The sequence below is a fragment of the Deinococcus seoulensis genome, assembly GCF_014648115.1.
GTDB classification, from domain to species: Bacteria; Deinococcota; Deinococci; order Deinococcales; family Deinococcaceae; genus Deinococcus; species Deinococcus seoulensis.
The window spans coordinates 114285-134530 of sequence record NZ_BMQM01000006.1 but is presented as its reverse complement, the minus strand read 5'-3'; the positions used below and the strand labels follow the sequence as shown (position 1 = coordinate 134530).

19 protein-coding genes are annotated in these 20246 nt (G+C 71.2%); 9 read left to right on the top strand and 10 right to left on the bottom strand.

The window, feature by feature from the left end; translation table 11 throughout:
* Positions 1-83 precede the first annotated feature (83 nt).
* Both IEY70_RS06865 and IEY70_RS21275 read right to left on the bottom strand, forming a co-directional pair.
* The gene (locus tag IEY70_RS06865) at positions 84-1184 is read right to left on the bottom strand and encodes a [LysW]-lysine hydrolase (protein ID WP_189064259.1); all 1101 of its coding nucleotides are present in this window, start codon (positions 1182-1184) and stop codon (positions 84-86) included.
* Positions 1174-2130, bottom strand: coding sequence for a hypothetical protein (locus IEY70_RS21275; RefSeq protein WP_189064258.1), 957 nt, complete (start codon positions 2128-2130; stop codon positions 1174-1176). Before IEY70_RS21275 ends, IEY70_RS06865 begins: the two co-directional genes overlap by 11 nt.
* Before the next feature lie 183 nt (positions 2131-2313).
* Here IEY70_RS21275 and IEY70_RS06855 point away from each other — a divergent pair, with 183 nt between their 5' ends.
* Positions 2314-2568: a hypothetical protein gene (locus IEY70_RS06855; protein ID WP_189064257.1), complete on the top strand. Its 255-nt coding sequence runs from the start codon at positions 2314-2316 to the stop codon at positions 2566-2568.
* A gap of 137 nt (positions 2569-2705) precedes the next feature.
* On the opposite strand, the gene IEY70_RS06850 is transcribed toward IEY70_RS06855, so the two are convergent.
* From IEY70_RS06850 to IEY70_RS06830, 5 genes are all read right to left on the bottom strand, one after another.
* Entirely contained in the window at positions 2706-4211 is a 1506-nt protein-coding gene (locus tag IEY70_RS06850) for a YifB family Mg chelatase-like AAA ATPase (RefSeq protein ID WP_189064256.1), read from the bottom strand.
* A gap of 176 nt (positions 4212-4387) precedes the next feature.
* Positions 4388-4810, bottom strand: a complete 423-nt coding sequence (locus IEY70_RS21370) for a twin-arginine translocase TatA/TatE family subunit (protein WP_189064255.1) — start codon at positions 4808-4810, stop codon at positions 4388-4390.
* A 138-nt stretch (positions 4811-4948) separates the two neighbouring features.
* Positions 4949-6925: a serine/threonine-protein kinase gene (locus tag IEY70_RS06840; protein ID WP_189064254.1), complete on the bottom strand. Its 1977-nt coding sequence runs from the start codon at positions 6923-6925 to the stop codon at positions 4949-4951.
* Between the two features lie 257 nt (positions 6926-7182).
* Positions 7183-7812 carry a hypothetical protein gene (locus IEY70_RS06835; protein WP_189064253.1) on the bottom strand — a complete coding sequence of 210 codons (630 nt, stop codon included), beginning with the start codon at positions 7810-7812 and terminating at the stop codon, positions 7183-7185.
* Between the two features lie 69 nt (positions 7813-7881).
* The gene (locus IEY70_RS06830) at positions 7882-9060 is read right to left on the bottom strand and encodes a DUF885 domain-containing protein (RefSeq protein WP_189064252.1); all 1179 of its coding nucleotides are present in this window, start codon (positions 9058-9060) and stop codon (positions 7882-7884) included.
* Between the two features lie 52 nt (positions 9061-9112).
* On the opposite strand from IEY70_RS06830, the gene IEY70_RS06825 reads away from it, so the two are divergent.
* The gene (locus IEY70_RS06825; protein WP_229777709.1) at positions 9113-9616 is read left to right on the top strand and encodes an NUDIX domain-containing protein; all 504 of its coding nucleotides are present in this window, start codon (positions 9113-9115) and stop codon (positions 9614-9616) included.
* Here IEY70_RS06825 and IEY70_RS06820 read toward each other — a convergent pair.
* Positions 9586-9861, bottom strand: a complete 276-nt coding sequence (locus tag IEY70_RS06820) for a hypothetical protein (RefSeq protein ID WP_189064250.1) — start codon at positions 9859-9861, stop codon at positions 9586-9588. The genes IEY70_RS06825 and IEY70_RS06820 overlap by 31 nt on opposite strands.
* Positions 9862-9956: 95 nt before the next feature.
* Here IEY70_RS06820 and IEY70_RS06815 point away from each other — a divergent pair, with 95 nt between their 5' ends.
* Positions 9957-11243: a replication-associated recombination protein A gene (locus tag IEY70_RS06815; protein ID WP_189064249.1), complete on the top strand. Its 1287-nt coding sequence runs from the start codon at positions 9957-9959 to the stop codon at positions 11241-11243.
* A 95-nt stretch (positions 11244-11338) separates the two neighbouring features.
* A complete protein-coding gene (locus tag IEY70_RS06810) occupies positions 11339-12301 on the top strand; it encodes a hypothetical protein (RefSeq protein WP_189064248.1) in 963 nt (320 codons plus the stop codon).
* A 252-nt stretch (positions 12302-12553) separates the two neighbouring features.
* Here the strand turns inward: IEY70_RS06810 and IEY70_RS06805 are convergent, their stop codons facing one another.
* Positions 12554-13012, bottom strand: a complete 459-nt coding sequence (locus tag IEY70_RS06805; protein ID WP_189064247.1) for a DIP1984 family protein — start codon at positions 13010-13012, stop codon at positions 12554-12556.
* A gap of 116 nt (positions 13013-13128) precedes the next feature.
* Here IEY70_RS06805 and IEY70_RS06800 point away from each other — a divergent pair, with 116 nt between their 5' ends.
* The 4 genes from IEY70_RS06800 to IEY70_RS06785 all read left to right on the top strand — a co-directional run bounded on the left by IEY70_RS06800 (position 13129) and on the right by IEY70_RS06785 (position 18499).
* Positions 13129-15432 carry an endonuclease MutS2 gene (locus IEY70_RS06800; protein ID WP_189064246.1) on the top strand — a complete coding sequence of 768 codons (2304 nt, stop codon included), beginning with the start codon at positions 13129-13131 and terminating at the stop codon, positions 15430-15432.
* 87 nt (positions 15433-15519) lie between these two features.
* A complete protein-coding gene (locus IEY70_RS06795; protein ID WP_189064245.1) occupies positions 15520-16560 on the top strand; it encodes a hypothetical protein in 1041 nt (346 codons plus the stop codon).
* A 113-nt stretch (positions 16561-16673) separates the two neighbouring features.
* On the top strand, positions 16674-17864 hold the full coding sequence (locus IEY70_RS06790) for an MFS transporter (RefSeq protein ID WP_229777707.1): 1191 nt from the start codon (positions 16674-16676) through the stop codon (positions 17862-17864).
* A 146-nt stretch (positions 17865-18010) separates the two neighbouring features.
* A complete protein-coding gene (locus IEY70_RS06785) occupies positions 18011-18499 on the top strand; it encodes a GreA/GreB family elongation factor (RefSeq protein ID WP_229777705.1) in 489 nt (162 codons plus the stop codon).
* 126 nt (positions 18500-18625) lie between these two features.
* Here the strand turns inward: IEY70_RS06785 and IEY70_RS06780 are convergent, their stop codons facing one another.
* Entirely contained in the window at positions 18626-19705 is a 1080-nt protein-coding gene (locus IEY70_RS06780; RefSeq protein WP_189064243.1) for an aminopeptidase, read from the bottom strand.
* Between the two features lie 169 nt (positions 19706-19874).
* Here IEY70_RS06780 and IEY70_RS06775 point away from each other — a divergent pair, with 169 nt between their 5' ends.
* Positions 19875-20177, top strand: coding sequence for a putative quinol monooxygenase (locus tag IEY70_RS06775; protein WP_189064242.1), 303 nt, complete (start codon positions 19875-19877; stop codon positions 20175-20177).
* Positions 20178-20246 lie beyond the last annotated feature (69 nt).

Genomic DNA, 20246 nt, shown 5'->3' with positions numbered 1-20246 from the left:
GCCGCGCCCGCAGGCCAGCCGCGTGAGAGAAACCAGAAGACGCACCCACTTGATTCTGCCGCCCGCCCGCGCGCCCGCGCCGCTCAGGCCGGGCTGGTTCCCCCGGTCGCCAGGCGAGTCAGGGCGCCGCGCAGCACCGCCACCGAACGGTCGAATTCCGCCAGGTCCAGGCGTTCCTCGGGCGTGTGATCCAGCGCGCTGTCACCCGGCCCGTAGGCCAGCGTGGGCACCGGCCAGTGCGCGGCCACCACGTTCATGTCGCTGGTGCCGGTCTTGACCTTGAACACCGGCGCGCCGCCCTGCGCGCGGATCGCGACCCGCATGGCCCGCGTCAGCGCGTTGTCCTTGGGGTGCCGCACGGCGCTCTCATGGCCGGTGAAGGTGACGGTCACGCTGTCCAGGTCGGCCAGCAGCTCCCGGATGGTCGCCTCGGCCGCGTCGGGACTCACGGCAGGCGGCAGGCGCAACCCGAAGGTGCCGCTCGCCCGCTGCGTCAGGCCGTCCGTGCCGCTCATGATGTCCTGCACGGTCGCCTGCACCCCACCGAACACGCCGCCCGGCTCGCCCGCCCCGGCCGCCCAGGCACGCACGCGGAACCACGCCTCGGTCAGGTCGTCCCCGGCGCTGCTGCCCTCCCCGGCCGTGTGGAAGTTCTCGCGTTGCGCCCCGACCTTCACGACCAGTCGGCCCTTGTACCCCAGCGTCAGGCCCTCCCAGCCGCTCGGCTCGCCGATCAGGACCACGTCGGGCCGCAGGACCTCGCGGACATGCCGCGCGCCCCGGCTGCTGGGCGCTTCCTCCTCGGTCGCGCCGATCACCACGAAGCGCGCCGCCGCCAGCGCCTCGGGCGGCAGGGTCGCCACGGCCGCCATGAACGCGCACAGCGGCCCCTTGGCGTCCACGCTGCCGCGCCCGTGCAGCACGCCGTGGGCGTCCACGTGCACCGGAATGTCGCCCGGCACGGTGTCCATGTGCCCCAGCAGCGCCACGGTCAGCGGCCCGCTGCCACGCTCGCCCACGGCGTTCCCGGCCTCGTCCACCCGCGCCGCGAAGCCCCGCGCGGCCATCCAGCCGCTCAGGAACGCGGCCACCGGCCCCTCCTGCCCGGACAGCGACCCGATCTGCACGGCGCGGATCAGCAGGTCACGCGCGTCCTGCGCGGCGCCGGTGGCCTCACTCGACATCCATCACCCCGCTCGACGCGCTCGACGCGCGGGCCAGCGACACCAGCAGCCGCCCGATATCCGCCAGGGCCAGCAGCGCGATCGAACCCACGCCGCCCGCCAGCAGCGTCCACAGCGCCATCAGCGCCTGCGCGCCCGAGAACTGGAAGAACGCCAGCGCCACCGACGCCACGAACAGCACCGCGCCCAGCAGGCGCAGGCGACCCGTCAGGGCCTCGACCGCGTCGGCCTGCTGCGCCAGCACCGCCACGGCCGACGCCGCGCCGCGCAGGGGCACGCCCGCCGCCCCGGCCCGCACCGGAGCGGGCGCCGGTGACACGGCCGGAGCAGGTGATGGGGCCGGAGCAGATGATGGGGCCGGAGCAGGTGCGGGCGCCGGGGTCGGCTGCCGCTCGGCCGCCACGGGCGCCGGCGCGGACGGCCGGGGCTTACTGAGGTCCGGCACCGGACGGGGGTCCGGCTGCGGACGGCTGTCCGGGGTGCGGGTGGGGGAGAACGCCGACGAGGAGATCACGACCGGCGCGGCCGGAGCGGGCGCCGGGGCAGGTGTGGGCGCAGGCGCGGGGGTCGGGGTGGGCGCCGGGCTGAAGGTCTTCGGGCCGTCCGCCGACGGCAGCGGCGTGACCGGCTGCTCCTTGGCGCGGGCCGTGGCGTCACGCACCTGCCCGAAGAACGCCTGCACCTCCGCCGGATCGAACCCCAGCAGACTGGCCGTCAGGGCCGTGCCCGCCGGAGTCTCGACCCGCAGCGTCCCCTCCTGATCGCTGTGAATGCGGGTCAGGTCCCGCAGCGTCACGCGGCGCGTCCCGTCCGTATCCTGAAACAGCAGCGTGTCGGCCGTCAGGACGAACAGCGCCTCGTCGCGCTCCAGGGACGTGAGGGGTGCGGCGGTCATTCCAATGCCGTGCAGGGTCTGCGTGGCTCGTTCACTCTGGCGCTGGGTCATGGTCACTCCTTGGTAAAGCCGGTGGTAAAGCCGGTCCGGACGGACGGTGCGGGACACTGCGGGCACCGCCAGCCAGACTCCCTGCCCGCCAGCATACCGAACCCCCGCCCAGGCACGCGCCGCATGAAGGCGTCCCTGCGGGCCTCTCACCGCCCCTGAAGGAGGCCAGCGCAGACTGAACGCATGACCGACCCACTGCACGACACCACCCCCCTGGGCCGCAGCGTCGAGGACATCGAACGCGAGAGCGGCAACCTGACCAACGACCCCCGCGAGGGCGAAAGCATGCGCCGCGACGAGACGGCCGTCATTCCGGCCGTGGCGAACGCCAACACCACCGGCATGATCGCCGCCGTCGCCCCCACCGACCTGATCGAGAAAGGCAGCGGCCCCGACGACGGTACGGGCACCGTCAACCGCGACAGCAGCGAGGAATAAGCGAGGAATAAACGCAGACAGGAGTGGGCGGCACCTGGGGTGAATCTCCGGTGCCGCTCACTTCTGTGCTGCATGCGGGTCGCGTCATACGGATTCTGTTTGAATGGCTTATCAAGCCCGTTCAATCGGAGTCCGTGTCAGCCGGTGCCCAGGTCGCGCGGGCGGTACGTGACCGCCTCGGCCAGGTGCGCCTCGCGGATCTCGCTGCTGCCCGCGAGGTCCGCGACGGTGCGCGCCACGCGCAGCAACCGGTCGTACCCGCGCCCGGTCAGGCCCAGTTGTTTCGCGGCGGCCCGCGCAAAATTCTCGGGACCGGCCGCCAGTGGCGCGTGCTGCCGCAACGCCTGCCCGGCCAGATCGGCATTCCGGGTTCCCTGCCGCTCCAGCATCCGCTCGCGGGCCGCCGCCACCCGCAGGCGCACCGGCGCCGTGGGTTCCGGTTCGGGCGCGCGGGTCAGTTCCTCGACGGTCAGGCGGGGCACCCGCACCGTGATATCCACCCGGTCCAGCAGCGGCCCGGACAGCCTCGCCGCGTACCGCATCCGTTCGGACGGCGTGCACACGCAGGCCTTCTCCGGGTCGCCCAGGTGCCCGCACGGGCAGGGATTCATGGCCGCGATCAACTGAAAGCGCGCCGGGTACTGCACCGTCGCCCGCGCGCGGCTGATCACGACCGTGCCGTCCTCCAGCGGTTGCCGCAGCGTCTCCAGCGCCTTGCGGCTGAACTCCGGGAATTCATCCAGGAACAGCAGCCCCCGGTGCGCGAGGCTGACCTCGCCGGGCCGGGGCACGCCGCCCCCACCGATCAGCCCGGCGTCCGACACCGTGTGGTGCGGCGCGCGGAACGGCGCGCCCAGGTTCAGGCGGCCCCGCGACGCCAGCAGGCCCGCCGCCGAGTGAATCCGCGTGACCTCCAGCGCCTCGGCGCGCGTCAGGGGCGGCAGCAGCCCCGGCGCGCGGCGCGCCAGCATGGTCTTCCCGCTACCGGGCGACCCGACCATCAGCAGGTTATGCCCGCCCGCTGCGGCGATCTCCAGCGCCCGCCGCGCCGCCCCCTGCCCCTTCAGGTCCGCGAGGTCCAGCAGCGCGTCCTCCGGCTCCTGCGCTCCGGGCGGGTCCGTGACCGGCAGCGGGTGAGAGCCGCCCAGGTGCCGGGCCGCCTCCGCCAGGGTCCGCGCCCCGAACACCGGTACGCCCTCGATCAGCGCCGCCTCCGGTGCGTTCCCCAGCGGCAGCAGCGCCGGGAGGCCCAGTTGCCCGGCCAGCAACGCCAGATTCACCGCGCCCGCGATGGGCCGCAGGCTGCCGTCCAGCGCCAGTTCACCCGCCACCAGCGTTCCGGCCAGCGCCGCCGCCGGCAGCAACTCCTGCGCGGCCAGCAGCCCCAGCGCGATGGGCAGGTCGTACAGCGGCCCCTCCTTGCGCAGGTCCGCCGGGGCGAGATTCACCGTGATCCGCGCCGCCGGGAACGGCAACCCCGCGTTCCTCACGGCGGCCCGCACCCGCTCGCGCGCCTCGCTGACCGCCTGATCCGGCAACCCCACCACCGTGAAGGCCGGCAGGCCCGGCGAGACGTCCACCTCGACCTCGACCGGGACGGCGTCCACGCCGATTAGGGCGACACTGCGGGCGCGGGCCAGCATCAGCGGCCCCCACGGACTGCGCGAAGGACTGTGCGAAAGTTCACGCCGACCAGCGTAGCAAACCCGCCTGACAGAACCGTTGCAGATGCCGCGCCGCAGCAGGGCGCCCCCCCGCGCCGCGCATGAAGGTCGCGCATGCAGATGGAGACGCCCTGAACGAACCGCTGAAGGCCGGATCAGCCCTGCTGAGGCTCCTTGACGGTCGAGATGACCGCCGGGGCGGGAGCGGCGCCGACCGGGGCGACCACTTCACTGGCCGGCACCGCACTGGCCGGTACCGCACTGGCCTGCGCGGCGCTGACGGGTGCGGCGCTGACGGGTGCGGGCACCGGCTGCACGTCGGCGGCGGGAACGGCGGCCTGGGCGGCCGGGACGGCCACGGCCTGCGGCGCGTGAATGGTCTGCACGGGGGCCGCGCCGGGCGGGGTGGTGTCCCGCAGGCCGCCCTCGAGGTCGTCCTTGAGACTCTGGGTGCTCTTGCGGAATTCACGCAGGCCCGCGCCCAGACTCTTGCCGAGTTCGGGCAGTTTACGCGGGCCGAACACGACCAGCGCGACCAGCAGAATGACGATCAGTTCACCGGGACCAAGATTGGGCATGACTTCCTCCAGAGGTGAGCGGAGCGGACCGGCCGGGCCGTCCACTCCCTTGTCTTGCGTTCAGTGTAGGCCGCCGTGTTAAAGCAAATGTCACTGCCGCGTGAAACGCCCGCGCCGCCGGGCCAGCGCTGCGGACGGTCAGCCCAGCGGGGACAGTGTGCCCAGCGGCGGCCCCAGCGGCACGTTCCGGTAGGCGCGCAGCGTGCCGTTCATGAACGCCACGTACAGCGTGCCGTCCGCCGCCAGCGGCGTGGCCTGCACGCCGTGCGCCTCGCGGTGCGACCAGCGCACGGCGCCGCTGCGCACGTCCAGCGCCCGCAGTTCCCCCGCCTCGGACGCCAGGAACACCATCCCGGAACTGATGACCGGACTGGCCGTCACGCGGCCCTCCATGGCGTGCGACCACAGGTCCTCGCCGTCCGACAGACGCAGCGCCCGCACCATGCCCCCCCACCCGGCCAGGATCGCCACGCCCGACTCGCGGTCCGCGCCGGTCAGCGCCGGGGACGCCCACACCTCGTCCTCCAGGTCGTACGTCCAGAGGGTCGGGTCGCTGCCTGCCAGCGTGACCCGCCCGCCCGCCGCGCTGAGCGCCAGGGCGTGCACCTCGCCCTCCCAGGTCGCCACGACCAGCGTCGCCTCGCCCGGCCGGGTCGGCAGCAGCGCCGGGGTGCCGTGCACCGTGCCGATCTCGACCTTCCACATGGGCGTGCCGCTGCGGGCGTCCAGCGCGTGCAGCCAGCCGTTCTCGTCGCAGACGAGTGCCGCGCCCGCCCACACCAGCGGACTGGCCGCGACCGGCCCGCCCGTCCGGTACGCCCAGCGCAATTCGCCCGTGCGGTCGTCCAGGGCGTACAGGTGCCCGTCGCGGCTGCTGGCCAGCACCTGCCCCTGCCACAGCGTGGGCGCGCCCGTCAGTTCCGCCCGCGCCCGGTGAATCCAGACTTCCGCGCCGCTGTGCAGGTCCACGCGGCGCAGCGTGCCGTCCCACGCGCCGAACAGCACGTGCCCGTCCTGGAAGGTCGCGGGGGCCGTCACCTCGTCCCGCGCGGCGTACGTGGCGAACGGGCGGCCCGACGCGTGCGTCAGGACCAGTTGCCCGCCGCGCGTGCCGACCGCCACCAGATCCCCCTCGCCCATCACGGCGGCCGGCCACGTCACCTCGCCCGGCAGCGGCACACTCCAGACCTCCCGCAGCGCCGACACGCGCGCCGGACCGTCCGGGTGCTCGCCGGTGCGGGTACGCCCACCCCGGTACTGGCCGCGCACGTGCGCCGTCCACACGTCCCGCCGCGCCAGCGCCCACAGGTGCGCGAGCGCCTCGCCGCTCTCCGGGCGGTGCTCGGGCCGCTTGGCCAGCAGCGACACCAGCACCCGCGCCACCGCGTCCGGCACGGCCGGGTTCAGGTCACGCGGGTCCGGCGCGGCCTCGTACACATGCTGGTACAGCACGCTCTGGTCGCTGTCGCCCACGAACGGCGGACTGCCGCACGCCACGCGGTACAGCACCGCGCCCAGCGCGTACAGGTCACTCAGCGGCCCCACCCCCACCCCGCGCGCCTGCTCTGGCGCCATGTACGCCGGAGTGCCCAACGTCACGCCGCTGCGCGTCAGTTGCCGCGTGTGCTCACTGAGCGCCACCAGCCCGAAATCCATGATGCGTGGCAGGCCCGAATCGTCCAGCAGCACGTTCCCCGGCGTCAGGTCCCGGTGCGTGATGCCGCGCGCATGCACGAAATGCAGCGCCCGCGACACGAACGACGCCGCCGTCAGGAAGCGCCCCAGCGGCCCCGGCGCGTCCTCCAGCGGTCCCAGCGCCGTGATCGGCCCGCCCGTCATGAGCGGCATCGTGAAGAACGGCCGCTCACCCTCCGGGTCCACGCCCAGGTCCAGGACCGGCACCACACCCGGATGCGTCAGTCGCGCCAGCGTCCGCACCTCCCGCAGGAACCGCTCGCGGTCCGAGTCCGGCACGTGCGAGTGCTGCACCTTCAGGGCCACCTCGCGGTCCAGCAGCGTGTCGAGCGCCCGGAACACCCGCGCGCTCCCACCCTCGCCCAGCAGATCCAGCAGGTCATAACGACCCACCAGCACAGAGCCCGAATCCAGCGGCATACCCCGCGAGTGTAGCGCCCGGCAGCCAGGAAAGGAGCAGGCGGTACGCACGGCGCGGTGAGCAGGCAGTGGGAGCGCAGGTCGGCAGCAGTCCTGCGCCAACCCACGCACTCCTGTGTTGTACGGCACCCGTTTTGCTTCTACTCGCATCCGCTCGGATTGAATGGGCTGCAAAGACCGTTCAATCGGAGTCCGTCTGATCCCAGGTGGCCTGCGAAGTCGGCACTGGCGACCAACGCCCGCAGCATTCCAGCCAACTACCAGGCAAATGCCAGGGCTGTAAAGTTAAACCTCGCCCCTCGCATTTTCGTTTCAATGCGCTCTCGAATATCATTCCTCACGAAGACGCTACTGTTATTCCACGGCACACGGAAAAAAGGTGGAAGGCGCTCTTCAGCAGGCACGTACAGGCGCTGATCCATTTTGACGGCGCGCCGTACCTTGATCGTGGTCAGCGGCATGACCGCATAGAGAGTCACGTCGGGACGGACGAGTTTCAGGAGTTGCTCACGGTCCATTGAAAACTCGTCAGCAGTGCCGTACATAGCGACTTTCACACTGACTTCATGGCAGGAGTCCTGCAGTTCCTGATTAAACTCGGCTATAAAGGCCGGCCCAACGACCAGGCAAGGAGCGTCATTCCCAAAGATGTCTGTCTGCGTGAAGATCTCCGCTCCTACGAAAGCGATCAGGGGGTCTAAGACATGCCTGGGATCCTCAATCAGTTGAAAGTCCATTCCTTTCTCTTGCGCCTCCCAGAGCGTTCCCTGCCCTGCATGGACCCTGAGTCGAGGACGCTGGTCAAGGTTCAGGCGCTCCATGAGTTCGACGGAATCACCATCGACCTCCCAGATGACTTGAAGATCAGAGGGGTCAGGTTGAGTCATGCCAGTTCATGCTCCTGTTGAGAGATGGGTGAAGTTCCGGATCGTCAGCAAAACAAACGGCAGTCCGTATTACTGCCCCATGGCGCCCAGCTGGCCCGGCGTGACGGGTTCACGCAGCAGGTGGGCGAAGGTGTCGCTGCCGCCGCGTTCAGTGGCCCGGCGCACCAGGTCACCGCCCACCGAGTACGTGAAGATGTACGACCGGAAGGTAGGATTCCCGATGAACCGCAGCGACTGCCGGGCGCGGGCCTCGCCGACCACGGCGTACGTCCGCAGGAACTCCAGCACCTCGCCTTCCGGGGCGTGGTCGGCGTGCAGGCGCATGGCGGCCTCGCCACTCACGCCGCCCAGCGCCCTGCGGGCCTGCGCCGCCGCCAGGAACGCGCGGATGTCGTCGGCGTCCAGCCCGGCCAGCGCCGCCAGTTCCCCGGTCAGCCACGCCTCTGTCTCGTCCGGCGTCATGACGGCCCGCAGGGCGTTCACGGCGATTCCCTCGGACACCACGCACTCGGGCGCGTTGATGAGCTGCACGGCGTGCTCCTGCCAGCCGCGCCCGCGCACCAGCCCGGCCTCCTTGGTGGCGTGCTCGGTGTGATGGCCGGGGTACCCCTCGTGCGCCAGCAGGTCCGGCAGGGACGGCAGCAGCACCGGCAGGTCCGTGTTGATGTCGATGCGGCTCTTCAGGTTCCCCAGCGGCCAGTTGTACCCGCTCCAGGGCCGGTCGTTCACCAGTTCGATACTGAAATCCTCGCCGTCCGGCAGCCCGAAGCGCGCCGACACGCGCGAGCGCAACTCGGCCAGGATCGGCGCCGCGACCCGCAGGATGTCCCCGCGCGGCACCGCCACCCGCGAACGCAGCGCCTCCTCCCGCCCGACCAGCGGGCCGCTGCCGGGCAGCGCGGCGTCCAGCGCCCGCAGCGCCCCGTCCAGCTCGTTCAGGTCCGCGCGGCGCGCCTCGATGTCGTACAGGCCGCGCACCTCGTCGGCATACGCGATGGCCTCGCCCGACAGCAGACGCGTCATGGTGTGCATGGCCCGCACCTGCACCGTCAACCACTCGCGCCGCGCGTCCTCCGGCACGCCCGCCACGTCCGCCAGCAACGCCGACGCCTCCAGCATCAGCGCCTGCGGCTCACGGGCCTCCCGCACCGCCCACTCCTGCGGCCCCCCGTACCCGTCAATGAAGCCCTCCGAGTGCGCGTCGATGGCGTGCGCCAGCCGGATGTACCGCTCTGCAATGTCCGTCATGAACGGCAGGATAGGCCCCCCGGCACGGCCGGTTCCGTCAGACTGTCCGTCTATGCCGGATTACATAGCGGACCTGCGCGCCCGGATCGGGAATGCGCCTGTCAATCTGATGGGTGCGTGCGGCCTGATCCGCGACCCACAGGGCCGCCTGCTGCTGCAACGACTGGCCGGGCGGGACGTGCGGGCACTGCCCGGCGGCCTGTGCGAACTGGGCGAACCACCTGCGCAGACCGGGCGGCGCGAGGTCTGCGAGGAGACGCGGCTGCACGTTCACGAGGCCACGCTGCTGGACCTGCTGACCACGCCCCTGCGAACCCTGCCGAACGGGCATCAGGCGCACTTCTACACGGCCATCTACCGCGTGGATGCCTGGAGTGGCGTGCCCACCCCCGACGGGATCGAGGGCGTGGAACTGGCCTTCTTCGGCGCGCACGAACTGCCCCGCCTGCGCGGCCAGCCGGGCGAGTACGCGCGGGCATGGCTGAGTGCGCAGGCCGAAGTTCAGACACGCACCCGGATGCCGGTTCAGTCGCCCATGAATACCAGCCGTTCGTAGGTGCCGTCCGCGCGGCGGGCGGGCAGACCAGCCTGGGCCGCCTGCTTCAGGCGGGTCAGGGCGGTGGCCACGGCGGGGCCCTCGCCGTACATGCGCTCTGCGTTGTCGGTCAGCTGGATTTCCAGGCCGCGTTCCTCGCCGTGCGTGGCGCGCAGGACCACGCCCGCACCGGGCACCTGGGTCACGTGGACCCCGGCAGGCAGGTCGGCAAGTTCGATCTGGTGGCGCAGGGTCTGTTCGTCCATGTGGTCATTGTGCCAGCCGTGAACGCCGGAAGCCGGAGGCAGGTACCGCGCACCGCCTCCCAATTCCCTGCCCGTCCCGCCCGTATCCTGCGCGGGTGACGCTGTTCGACCCGCCCGCTCCCCTCGCCGAACGCCTGCGGCCCCGCACGGTCGCGGAGGTCGTGGGCCAGACGCACCTGCTCGGCCCCGGCAAACCCCTGACGCGCGTGCTGGGGTCCGGGCGGCTGGGCAGCCTGATCCTGTGGGGACCGCCCGGCGTGGGCAAGACCACCCTGGCCCGGTTGCTGGCCGGAGAGGTCGGCGCGCATTTCATTCCGCTCTCGGCGGTCACGGCGGGCGTGAAGGACGTGCGGGACGCCACCGCCGAGGCCGAACGCCTGCGCGGCCGGGGCCAGAAGACCATCCTGTTCCTGGACGAGATCCACCGTTTCAACAAGGCGCAGCAGGACGCGCTGCTCCCGCACGTCGAATCGGGCCTGCTGACCCTGATCGGCGCGACCACCGAGAACCCCAGCTTCGAGGTGAACCCCGCCCTGCGCTCCCGCGCCCGCACGCTGGTCCTGGAAGCCCTGAAACCCGAGGAGGTGCGCGGCCTGCTGGAACGCGCCCTGATTGACCCGCGCGGATTGACCGGCGTGACCGCCGAGCCGGAAGCGCTGGACCTCCTCGCGCGCCTCGCGGAAGGGGACGCCCGCCGCGCCCTGAGCACCCTGGAAGTCGCCAGCACCCTCAGTAACCCCGTTACCCCCGACGCGATCACCGAGGCCTTCGGACGGCACCTGCCGCAGATGGACAAGAACGGCGAGGACTTCTACAACCTCATCAGCGCGCTGCACAAGAGCGTGCGCGGCAGCCACGTGGACGGCGCGCTGTACTGGCTGGCCCGCATGGTCGAAGGCGGCGCCGACCCCCTGTACGTCGCGCGGCGCGTGGTCCGCATGGCCGCCGAGGACATCGGCCTCGCCGACCCGCAGGCGCTGCGCCTCTGCATCGCGGCGCGCGACACCGTGGAATTCCTCGGCAGCCCCGAAGGCGACCTGGCGCTGGCGCAGGCGGTCGTGTACCTCGCCCTCGCCCCCAAGAGCAACAGCGTGTACGTGGCGTGGAAGAACGCCCTGAACGCCGTCCGCGACGGGGAAAGCCTCCCGATTCCGCTGCATTTGCGCAACGCCCCCACCGCCCTCATGCGCCAGCAGGGCTACGGGAAGGGCTACGCGTACTACTTCGACGACCCCGAAGGCTCATTCGCCCAGAACTACCTCCCGGACGGCGTGCAACTGGGGCTTTACGCCCCCACCGGCGAGGGCTGGGAAGCCCGCGTCGCCGAACGCTGGCGCAAACTCCGGGACGCGCACGGAGAAGGGGAGGGTACGCCGGACTGACTGGCGGGACAATCCGGTCCCCCTCGCCGGGTACGGTGGGCGTACTTCAAGTGCGTGCAGGAGCCTGTTTCCGGGCGTCCTGAAGGGGGGTCGTGATGCTGGCAGTTCCGGTGGCGGGGCGGGCGTGGTTCCGGTTGAATGCGGAGTGGGTGCTGCCGGGCGTGACGGTGGCGCTGGTGTTCCTGCTGGCGGGTCGGGTCCCGCCGGAGGTGCGGCCCTGGCTGGTGGGGCTGGCGCTGTTCGACCTGACGGTGAGTTCGGCGCTGATCGCGTCCCGCACGAGGTTGCGGGGTGAGCGGCACCCGGAGGCGCTGGCGTGGGTGCTGGCGCGGGGCGTGCTGGTGGCGTGGCTGCTGCTGCCGCTGTCGCGCGGGTGGTGGCCGGTGGCGGCGGCGCTGGTGCTGGTGGGGCTGGGCGTGGTGGCGTTCGGCCTGACGCGGCCCCTCCCGGCGGGCGCGGCGCGGCTGGATGGCCTGGAGCGGCGGATCGTGTCCTGGTCGCGCGTGACACCCCGCTCGGGCCTGGGCGCGTGGCTGGCGTGGGAGGGGGCCGTGTGGACGCACCTGCTGGGCAGGGCGCGTGGTCCGAGTGGCACGGCGTTCCGGTCATCCACGGGGGCTGGCGCGTCGTTCACGCTGCTGATCTTCCTGAGCGTCATGGAGGCCGTGCCCGTGCATTTCATGCTGGCGGGGCGGGATGAACGGGCGGCGCTGGTGCACCTGCTGGTGAACGCGCTGGTGGTGCTGTGGTGCGCGGGGCAGCTGCGGGCGCTCCGGGGGCGCGGCGTGGTGCTGGGCGAGCGGCTGCACCTGAATGCGGGCCTGCTCTGGACGGGCAGCGTGGCCCTGGATGACATCGCGCAGGTGCAGGCGGGCGCGTCCGGCGGGACGGGCGTGCTGCCCCTGCACCGTCAGGCGCGGGCGAACGTGACGCTGCGTTTTGCGCGGGCCGTCACGCTGTATGGATTTCTGGGGCGGCCACAGGTGACAGGGGCGGTCAGTCTGCACGTGGACGACCCGCGCGCCTTCATGGCGACGCTGGACGCCGCGCGGCAGTGAAACCCCCCGCCGCTCCGGCGTGCGGAGGCTGGCGGGGGGCTGTAAAGCCGGGAATCTGGGGGGAGCGCCCGGCGTCGAGACCGTGGGAGTGAGGGGTGCGCGGTGCCGGGTGAGGTGTGCGGGGTGCTGGGCGTGCCCGGTGGGGCCGGTCGGTCCGGCGACGCCGCCCCGGCGTCTTCAGGGGTGCAGCCTTTTCCCCGCTGCGAGGTAGGTCTCCGCCCGCGCGGACGCTCCCCACCGGGCAGTGTGGGCTTAGTCGGGCAGGTCCGTCAACCAGTTCGCCTGTTGCAGCTGCGTGTCCAGTTCCCGGCGTTCCTTCGCCAGGGCGTCCACCTGCACCTGCAACTCGCGGGCAGGAACGGCGGACAGGATGCGGACCTCGCTGTTGCTGTAGCGGGTGGGGCGGTCGCTGGCGGTCGCGGCGGCGCGGCGCAGCACCCGCAGCCGCAGGTCCAGCAGGTCGCGGCGGGTCAGGGCGTCCGTCAGGGTCCGGCCGTCCGGGAGGGTGGCGCGCAGGTTCGCGCGGTGAATGCGGGGCAGCAGCGCCTCCAGTCGCGCGGCGACCTCCGCGAACTCGCGCAGCAGGGCCTGTGGGTCCTCGGCGGGGGCCTCGCCTTCCTGCACCAGCAGGTTCTTCACGAGGCGTTCTTCCAGTTGCGCGGCGCGTTTCTGCAGGTCGGCGCGTTCGATCAGGGCCTCGGCGAGTTTCATGCGTGCAGGGTAAGGGCTGAAGATGGGCCACAGGTGCGGCCGGAATTGAGATAAGGCTTTCTAAGCCACTCGGCGCACGGTGTTCGGGGGGCAGGGCCGGTATGCTCCTTCCTGAGATGTCTTTCGATGCCCGCGCCCTGTCCGCCCTTGATTTTCCCCGTGTTCTCGATGCGCTGGCCGAGCGCAGTGCCACGTCGCTGGGTGCGGAGCGCGCCCGTGCGCTGCGGCCCTCGGACGACCCGGAGCGGATCGCGCGGGAACTCGATGAGGTCGAGGACGCGCTGTTCGGCGTGAGCCTCAGCCTGGGCGGGATTCACGACATCCGCGACCTGCACGCCCGCGCCACCGAGGGCCGGGTGCTGTCGGGTTCGGAGCTGCTGAGCGCGGCGTACTCGCTGGACGGCGCGATGACCGTCAAGCGGGCCATCGGCGTGAACTCGCGCGGGCCGCTGCGGGAGGTGGCGGTCGGGCTGGGCGATCACAGCGAACTGGTGCGCCGCGTCCTGAGCGCCCTGGACCGGGACGGCGCGGTGCGGGACGACGCCAGCCCCCGCCTGCGCGACCTGCGTAAGCGCATCGAGCCGCTGCGCGGCCGCATCCGCGAACGCCTGACCGCCACGCTGGAAAAATGGTCGGACGTGCTTCAGGAGCACATCGTGACCATCCGCCGCGACCGCTACGTGCTGCCCGTGCAGGCCAGCCGCGTGGGGCAGGTGCAGGGCATCATCGTGGACGCCAGCGCGACCGGGCAGACGTACTTCGTGGAACCGGCCGCCGTCACGCAGCTGAACAACGAACTCACCCGTCTGATCCTCGACGAGGAGGCCGAGGTGCGCCGCATCCTGACGGAACTCTCGGGCCTGCTGGCAGGCGACGCGGACGTGCCCATGACGCTCGTGACGATCGGGGAACTGGACCTGATCGCCTCCAAGGCCCGGCTGGCCCGCGACTGGCGACTGAACCGCCCCGAGCAGGTCGAAGGTGGCCGGTACGACCTGCGCGAGGTGCGCCACCCGCTGATCGAGAATCCGGTCGCGAACGACCTCTCGCTCGGGGACACGAAACTGCTGCTGATCACCGGCCCGAACATGGGCGGCAAGACCGCCACCATCAAGACGCTGGGCCTCGCGGTCCTGATGCACCAGTGCGGCCTGTACGTCGCGGCCGCCAGCGCGAGACTCCCCGTGGTGCGCGACGTGCTGGTGGACATCGGCGACGAGCAGAGCATCGAGGCGAGCCTGTCCACCTTCGCCTCGCACCTCAAGCACCTGCGCTACGTGCTGCGCCACGCCGCGCCCGACACGCTGGTCCTGGTCGACGAGCTGGGCAGCGGCACCGACCCCAACGAGGGCGCCGCACTCGCCCAGGCGCTGATCGAGTGCCTCCTCACGCAGGACGCGCGCGGCGTGATCACCTCGCACCTGTCGCCCCTCAAGCTATTCGCGCTGGAAACACCCGGCCTCAAGAACGCCAGCATGGGCTTCGACGTCGAAACGCTGGCCCCCACCTACGTCCTGCAGGTCGGGCAGCCGGGTCGGTCGTTCGCGCTCGCCATCGCGCAGCGCATGGGCCTGCCCGCCGACGTGCTGCGCCGCGCCGAGGACCTCCTCGGCCCCGACGCCGGCCTGATGGAACGCATGCTGGAGGGCCTGGAACGCGAACGCGAGGACCTGCGCGCCCAGCTCGAAGGCACCGCCGCCGCCCGCCGCGACGCCGAAGCCGAACTGGGCCGCGTGCGCCAGGAACGCGAAACCCTCGAACTGCGCCGCAACGAGATGCTCGCCGAGGCCAGCCAGAAAGCCGAATCCCTGTACGCCGACGCCATCGAACGCGTCCGCACCCTGCGCGCCCGCGCCCAGGAAGACAGCGCCCGCCCGCGCGTCATGCAGGAACTCCGCGAACTGCGCGTCTCGGCGCAGAAAGCCCGCCCCGCCCCCATCGTCCGCGAGGAACGCGGCGACCCCATCCGCGTCGGCAGCCGCGTGGACGTCCCCGCCTACAACGCCACCGGACAGGTCCTCGAACTGCGCGGCGACGACCTGGTCGTGCAACTCGGCGTCATGAAAGTCGGCGTCAAACGCCGCGACGTGCGCCTCAAACAGGAACCCAAGGTCACGGCCCCCAGAACGCGCGGCCCGCGCACCGCCTTCGCCGGAGCGGTCGCCGCCAGCACCTTCCAGAACGAACTGCAACTGCGCGGCATGGGCGTCGAGGAAGCCGTCGAGGAACTCAGAACCGCCATCCTCGAAGCGCACGCCCTGAAAGAAAGCCCGCTGCGCGTCGTGCACGGCAAAGGCCAGGGCGTCCTGCGCCGCCTGCTGCGCGACTACCTGAAAAGCGACAAGAAAGTCGAATCCTTCCACGACGCCGAAGCCAACCAGGGCGGCCACGGCGTCACCATCGTGAACATCCGCCGCTGAGACCGACTGCGGCTGGAACCCATCACATGAGGCGTGGCTCACAGTTCCCTTTGACGTTCATCAGGTTGAACAGGCAGGATGGGAGGCGTGCCCCTGACCTCACTGCGCTCCGCGTTTCCACTGCTGACCCTGACCCTCTCACTGGGCCTGACCACCCTTCAGGGAAGTGCGTCGGCGCAAGGTGCCGCCGCAGCCCCCAACACGGCCACCACCGGCGCAGCGCGTACCCTGCAATTACCAGCCAACTACCTCGTGCGGTTTGGCAGTACGCAGGTCGTGGCGTCCAGCACCGACGGGTTCGGCGTGCGGTACCTGCCGCTCCCGCTAGAGAAGGACATTCGCGTGACACTGCTGCGTAACACCTTCTACGACTACTGGGATTACGGTCTGACTGCACGTGACGGGAAGCTCAGCGGCGCACTCGGGGTGTTCGCCAGTATCCCCAAGGCCGAACTGACCTATGACCAGCGGGACGGCGTGATCGGCAGTGCCCTGTGGCAGGGCCGCAACTACAGCGGTCTGGATTACCACTCTCACCTGTACGCCGGGTACTCCTTCACCACTGACAGGAACCGCATCCGCATCCTGAACACCGTCGGTATTGCGCAGCAGGAAGACGCCAAGAAGGTCGAGGTGACCACCCCCTACACCCGGACCGAGATGACCACCGCCTACAGCGCCAAATTCGGAGTGGCAAACGCCCGCCTGAACACCATTTCGCGTCTGTACACCTACCCCATGCTGGGCGGAGTGCAGGCCAGCGTGGACATCACGCCCGGCGTGAACCTGACGCTGGCACCGGGCCTGCTGATTGACGCCTCACATCTGTCACGTCTGGTCATGGGGACCAGCGTCATCCGCGATTTCAACCTCGCTGACCTGCAACAGTCCACGGTGGTCGCCACGTACAAACTTCCAGTATCCAAGCCGGAGCCGCTCGCGACCCTGGGTGGCGTGCGTGGCCGCGTGGTGCGGAACTGGACGGGTGACTACACCTACGTGTACGGCGACCTGTTCCTGCGAATCGACGGACTGCCGACCATGCTCGGCCCCAGCGTCGGCTATCAGTGGACGCCTGGCGGTAAGACCAACAAGTGGTTGTTCTCGCTGGTGTCCCTGCCCCGCTGACCTGCTGCGTCCCGCCGACCCGCATGGCGCCGCACTCCTGATCCGGGAAGGGTAAGGGGTGTCTCTAGGTGGGCCGCGTGGTGCGGGCGGCTGTGGGTGATAGCGTCCCTCGCGTGAGTGGTTCCGGGAAGGTTCAGGCGGGTGCGCGGGCTTCACTGCCCATGATGGCGGTGGGAACGGCGGCGTTCTTCACGCTGGGGCTCTTGCAGGCCATGTACGGCCCGGCGTTCCCGGTGTTTCAGGCGCGGTTCGGGGTCAGCACGGCGGTGGTGGGCCTGATTGCCAGCGCGCACTTCCTGGGGTCCGCGATCGCGCCGCCGCTGGTGGGCGCGGCCCTGCGGCGCGTCAGTGTGCGGGCCGGCGTGTCGTTCAGTCTGCTGGTGCTGGCGCTGGGCATGCTGGGCGTGGTGTTCGCGCCCGCATGGGCCGTGGCGGTCGCTGCGGCGTTCGTGGGCGGGCTGGGTCTGGGCGGCGTGAGCGCCTGCCTGAACGCCGCGTACGCCAGCGTGGGCGCGCGGCCCGTGAACCTCGTGAACGCGGTGTTCGGGGTGGGCAGCATGGTGTCGCCGCTGCTGGTGGCCGCCCTGACCGGGGTGGGCGCGGCCGGCGTGGACGCCACGCAACTGGCGGGGCGGCTGGGCGGGCCATTCCTGGTGGTGGTGGGCCTGTGCGCCGCGACGTTCGTGGCGGGCCGCGTGTGGGGCGTGCCGGACATCGGGGTGCCGGTGGCCGCGTCGGGCGCGGCCCGGCCGGGACCGCAGTTCGCGCTGTTCGCCGCGCTGATCGCCTGCTACGTGGGCCTGGAGGCCGGGTACGGCGCGTGGACGGTGCGGTACCTGACCGAGGTGGGCGTGGGCGGCGCCGCCCTGATCCTCAGCGGGTTCTGGGGTGCGCTGACGGTCGGGCGGGTCCTGACGGGCGTGTTCGCGGCCCGCTGGGAACCGTCGCGGGTGGTGCTGCTGTGCGCCGCCGCGCTGGTCGTGTGCGCAGCCGCCGCGCTGCGCCCGGAACTGGCGGCCGGGGCGCACCTGCTGGCCGGGCTGGCGCTCGCCCCGGTGTTCGGCACGACCCTGGCGTGGCTGACCCGCGTGCTGTCGGCGCGGCTGGTGCCGTTCCTGCTGGTGGCCGGGTCGCTGGGCGGCGTGATCGCCCCGGCGCTGCTGGGGGGGCTGTTCGCCCGCTGGGGCGCCGTGGCCGTCCCGTCGTTCCTGCTGCTGCTGGCCGCGCTGCTGGCGCTGTTCACGTTCCTGACTGCCCGCATGGCCCGCCCGGCGCCGCCTCCGCTGCGGCCGGGCGCCGCCTGATCCTGGGACACGCCGTTGTCAGGGGGGAGGGTGTGTGGCAGAATGCGCGCTGATTCTCCCCCAATCCGAACCGGATGCCCAGCAGCGGAACCCCATCAGTTCATGAGTCCTCGCCGGAACACCCGGCGGCGCAACGGAGGCCTAGAGTGGCACAAGCGAGCAGACAGGTGAAACTCACACGTGAAGGTTTTGAACGCCTTCAGAAATCCCTCGATCAGGAAATGGTGCGCCTTGCCGAGGCCACCCGCATCCTGCAAGAGCAGATGGAAACCAGCTCGGACACCGAGGACACCGGCCTGGAAGACGCCAAGCGCGAGAAGATGAACATCGAGGCGCGCATCGATGAACTCGAGGACACCCTGGCCCGCGCCACCGTCATCGAGGACCACGAGAACGAGGGCCGCGTGGAACTCGGCGCGATCGTCATGCTGGGCAACGAGACCACCAAGAAGGACATGAAGGTTCAGGTCGTCAGCGCCCCCGAAGCCGCCGTCACCGGAGGCAGCCTCCCGCGCGTCAGCGAGGACAGCCCCGTCGGGAAGGAACTGATGGGCCGCAAGAAAGGCGAGGCGTTCGTGGTCAACCTCGACAACGGCAAGCAGATGAAGTACAAGGTCAAGAGCATCGAGTACTGACCCCCCGCAGCAGTGACCTGCTGAGCAGACCGCGCCGCCCCCGACTTCACATGCGGGGGCGGCGCGCCTTTCTTCTGGCTCTTCTGGCCCGGCGCGTGCTGGCGCCGCCCGTGCTGGTATGGGCGCTCAGCCGGTGCCGCGCAGGCACGCCGCGCGGTCAGGTTGCGGCCTCTGCGCGCACACCCGCGCTCCCTCGGTGAACGCCGGGAGGTGGCCGCCCACCCGCGCCAGTAACGCCTGGAAGTCCGGGACCATCGTCGCGTAGGCCGCCACGGCGCCCAGCGAGGCGTTGTTCACGCCGCGCGCGAAGTACGCGTCGTACCCCGCGTACCCGCCCCACGAGTCCTTCAGCGTGGCGTAGCGGGCGTTCAGGTCCGCCAGTAGTGCCGCTTTCTGCGTGCGCCGTTCGGTGTCAGGCAGGTCCGGACGGGCGTACAGGGCCTCCAGGCGTGCGCGGCCCGACAGCAGCAGCGTTTCGAAACCCGACTGCCGCTCCTGCGCCGCCCGGTCCTGCTCGCCCAGCTCCGGGGTGCCGTGCGCGGCCAGCCAGCGGCGCATGCCTTCCTCCTCGACTGCCGTGGCGTACGACTCGTTGAACACCGTGTCGCCCGGCACGTACAGCGCCGGATGAGCCAGTTCGTGAATGACCGTGCGGATCAGCGTGGCGTCCGGGTAGGCCAGCATGGTGGACAGCAGCGGGTCGTTCAGGTACCCCAGCGTGGAGTACGCACTCACGCCGCCCACGCTCACGTCCCGGCCCGCCGCGCGCCGCTCCTGCGCGTACGCCCGCGCGTCCGCCTCGGCAAAGTACCCCCGGTACCCCACGCAGCCCGCCACCGGGAAACACGACGTGTCCAGCGTCACGCTGAACTCCGGCGCAGAGAAGACGTTCCACACCACGAACGGACGGCCCACGTCCACGAACTTCAGGAAAGACCCGTGATCCGGCAGGCCCAGCCCGCCCGCCGCCTCGGGCGCCACCGCGAACGCCCGCACGTCCGACGCCAGTTGCAACTTGCGCCGCACCTCCGGCGGCGTGGTGGGGTCCGCGAGGGCCGCCTCAACTGGCCGCGCCCGCCGCAGCAGGTCCAGTTGCCCACCCGCCGCCTGCGTCAGGTACCGCACCTGCGCGCACCCACTCAGGGCCAGCGCGGCGGCCGCCACGCCCAGCACCAGACCCGCCACCCGCACCCGCCGACCCTTCATGCCGCCCGCCTCATGGGGCCCAGTATGCGCCGCCCACGCACACCCGGAACACACGCCCATGAAACGGCACCAGGGAAAAGGGGCCCAGGAAAAGGGGCGCAGGAAAAGGCGTAGGGTGAAACCCGCACCCACTCCACAACCCGCACCCCACGTTCAGGAGGTTTCACCCATGATCATCTCGCACGGCACCCTCAGCGCCCCCACCGAACACGCCGGACAACTCCGCGCCCTGCTGACCCGGATCGCGCAGGCCACCCGGCAGGAACGCGGCTGCCAGCTGTACGTCGTCTCCGAGGTACTGGAACGGCCCGGCCACTTTCTGATCACGGAACACTGGGACTCCATGCAGGACATGCACACGCACCTCGCCCTGCCCGGCGTGGGTGAAGCCGTCGCCGCCGTCCACGCCCTGGGCATCACCGACCTGAGCATCATCGCGTTCGAGGCAGGCGCGCCCACGAGGATCATGTGAAGTGTCCGATGTGAAGGGTCCGGTGAGGCCCGGCTGGCAGGCCGCTCCGGTGCAGGTGGCGTTCAGCCG

What these genes read in the sequence shown, in the direction of transcription:
- IEY70_RS06865 (WP_189064259.1), bottom strand. Translation starts at nt 1,184, where the DNA reads ATGTCGAGTGAGGCCACCGGCGCCGCGCAGGACGCGCGTGACCTGCTG.
- IEY70_RS21275 (WP_189064258.1), bottom strand. Translation starts at nt 2,130, where the DNA reads ATGACCCAGCGCCAGAGTGAACGAGCCACGCAGACCCTGCACGGCATT.
- IEY70_RS06855 (WP_189064257.1), top strand. Translation starts at nt 2,314, where the DNA reads ATGACCGACCCACTGCACGACACCACCCCCCTGGGCCGCAGCGTCGAG.
- IEY70_RS06850 (WP_189064256.1), bottom strand. Translation starts at nt 4,211, where the DNA reads ATGCTGGCCCGCGCCCGCAGTGTCGCCCTAATCGGCGTGGACGCCGTC.
- IEY70_RS21370 (WP_189064255.1), bottom strand. Translation starts at nt 4,810, where the DNA reads ATGCCCAATCTTGGTCCCGGTGAACTGATCGTCATTCTGCTGGTCGCG.
- IEY70_RS06840 (WP_189064254.1), bottom strand. Translation starts at nt 6,925, where the DNA reads ATGCCGCTGGATTCGGGCTCTGTGCTGGTGGGTCGTTATGACCTGCTG.
- IEY70_RS06835 (WP_189064253.1), bottom strand. Translation starts at nt 7,812, where the DNA reads ATGACTCAACCTGACCCCTCTGATCTTCAAGTCATCTGGGAGGTCGAT.
- IEY70_RS06830 (WP_189064252.1), bottom strand. Translation starts at nt 9,060, where the DNA reads ATGACGGACATTGCAGAGCGGTACATCCGGCTGGCGCACGCCATCGAC.
- IEY70_RS06825 (WP_229777709.1), top strand. Translation starts at nt 9,113, where the DNA reads ATGCCGGATTACATAGCGGACCTGCGCGCCCGGATCGGGAATGCGCCT.
- IEY70_RS06820 (WP_189064250.1), bottom strand. Translation starts at nt 9,861, where the DNA reads ATGGACGAACAGACCCTGCGCCACCAGATCGAACTTGCCGACCTGCCT.
- IEY70_RS06810 (WP_189064248.1), top strand. Translation starts at nt 11,339, where the DNA reads ATGCTGGCAGTTCCGGTGGCGGGGCGGGCGTGGTTCCGGTTGAATGCG.
- IEY70_RS06805 (WP_189064247.1), bottom strand. Translation starts at nt 13,012, where the DNA reads ATGAAACTCGCCGAGGCCCTGATCGAACGCGCCGACCTGCAGAAACGC.
- IEY70_RS06800 (WP_189064246.1), top strand. Translation starts at nt 13,129, where the DNA reads ATGTCTTTCGATGCCCGCGCCCTGTCCGCCCTTGATTTTCCCCGTGTT.
- IEY70_RS06780 (WP_189064243.1), bottom strand. Translation starts at nt 19,705, where the DNA reads ATGAAGGGTCGGCGGGTGCGGGTGGCGGGTCTGGTGCTGGGCGTGGCG.
- IEY70_RS06775 (WP_189064242.1), top strand. Translation starts at nt 19,875, where the DNA reads ATGATCATCTCGCACGGCACCCTCAGCGCCCCCACCGAACACGCCGGA.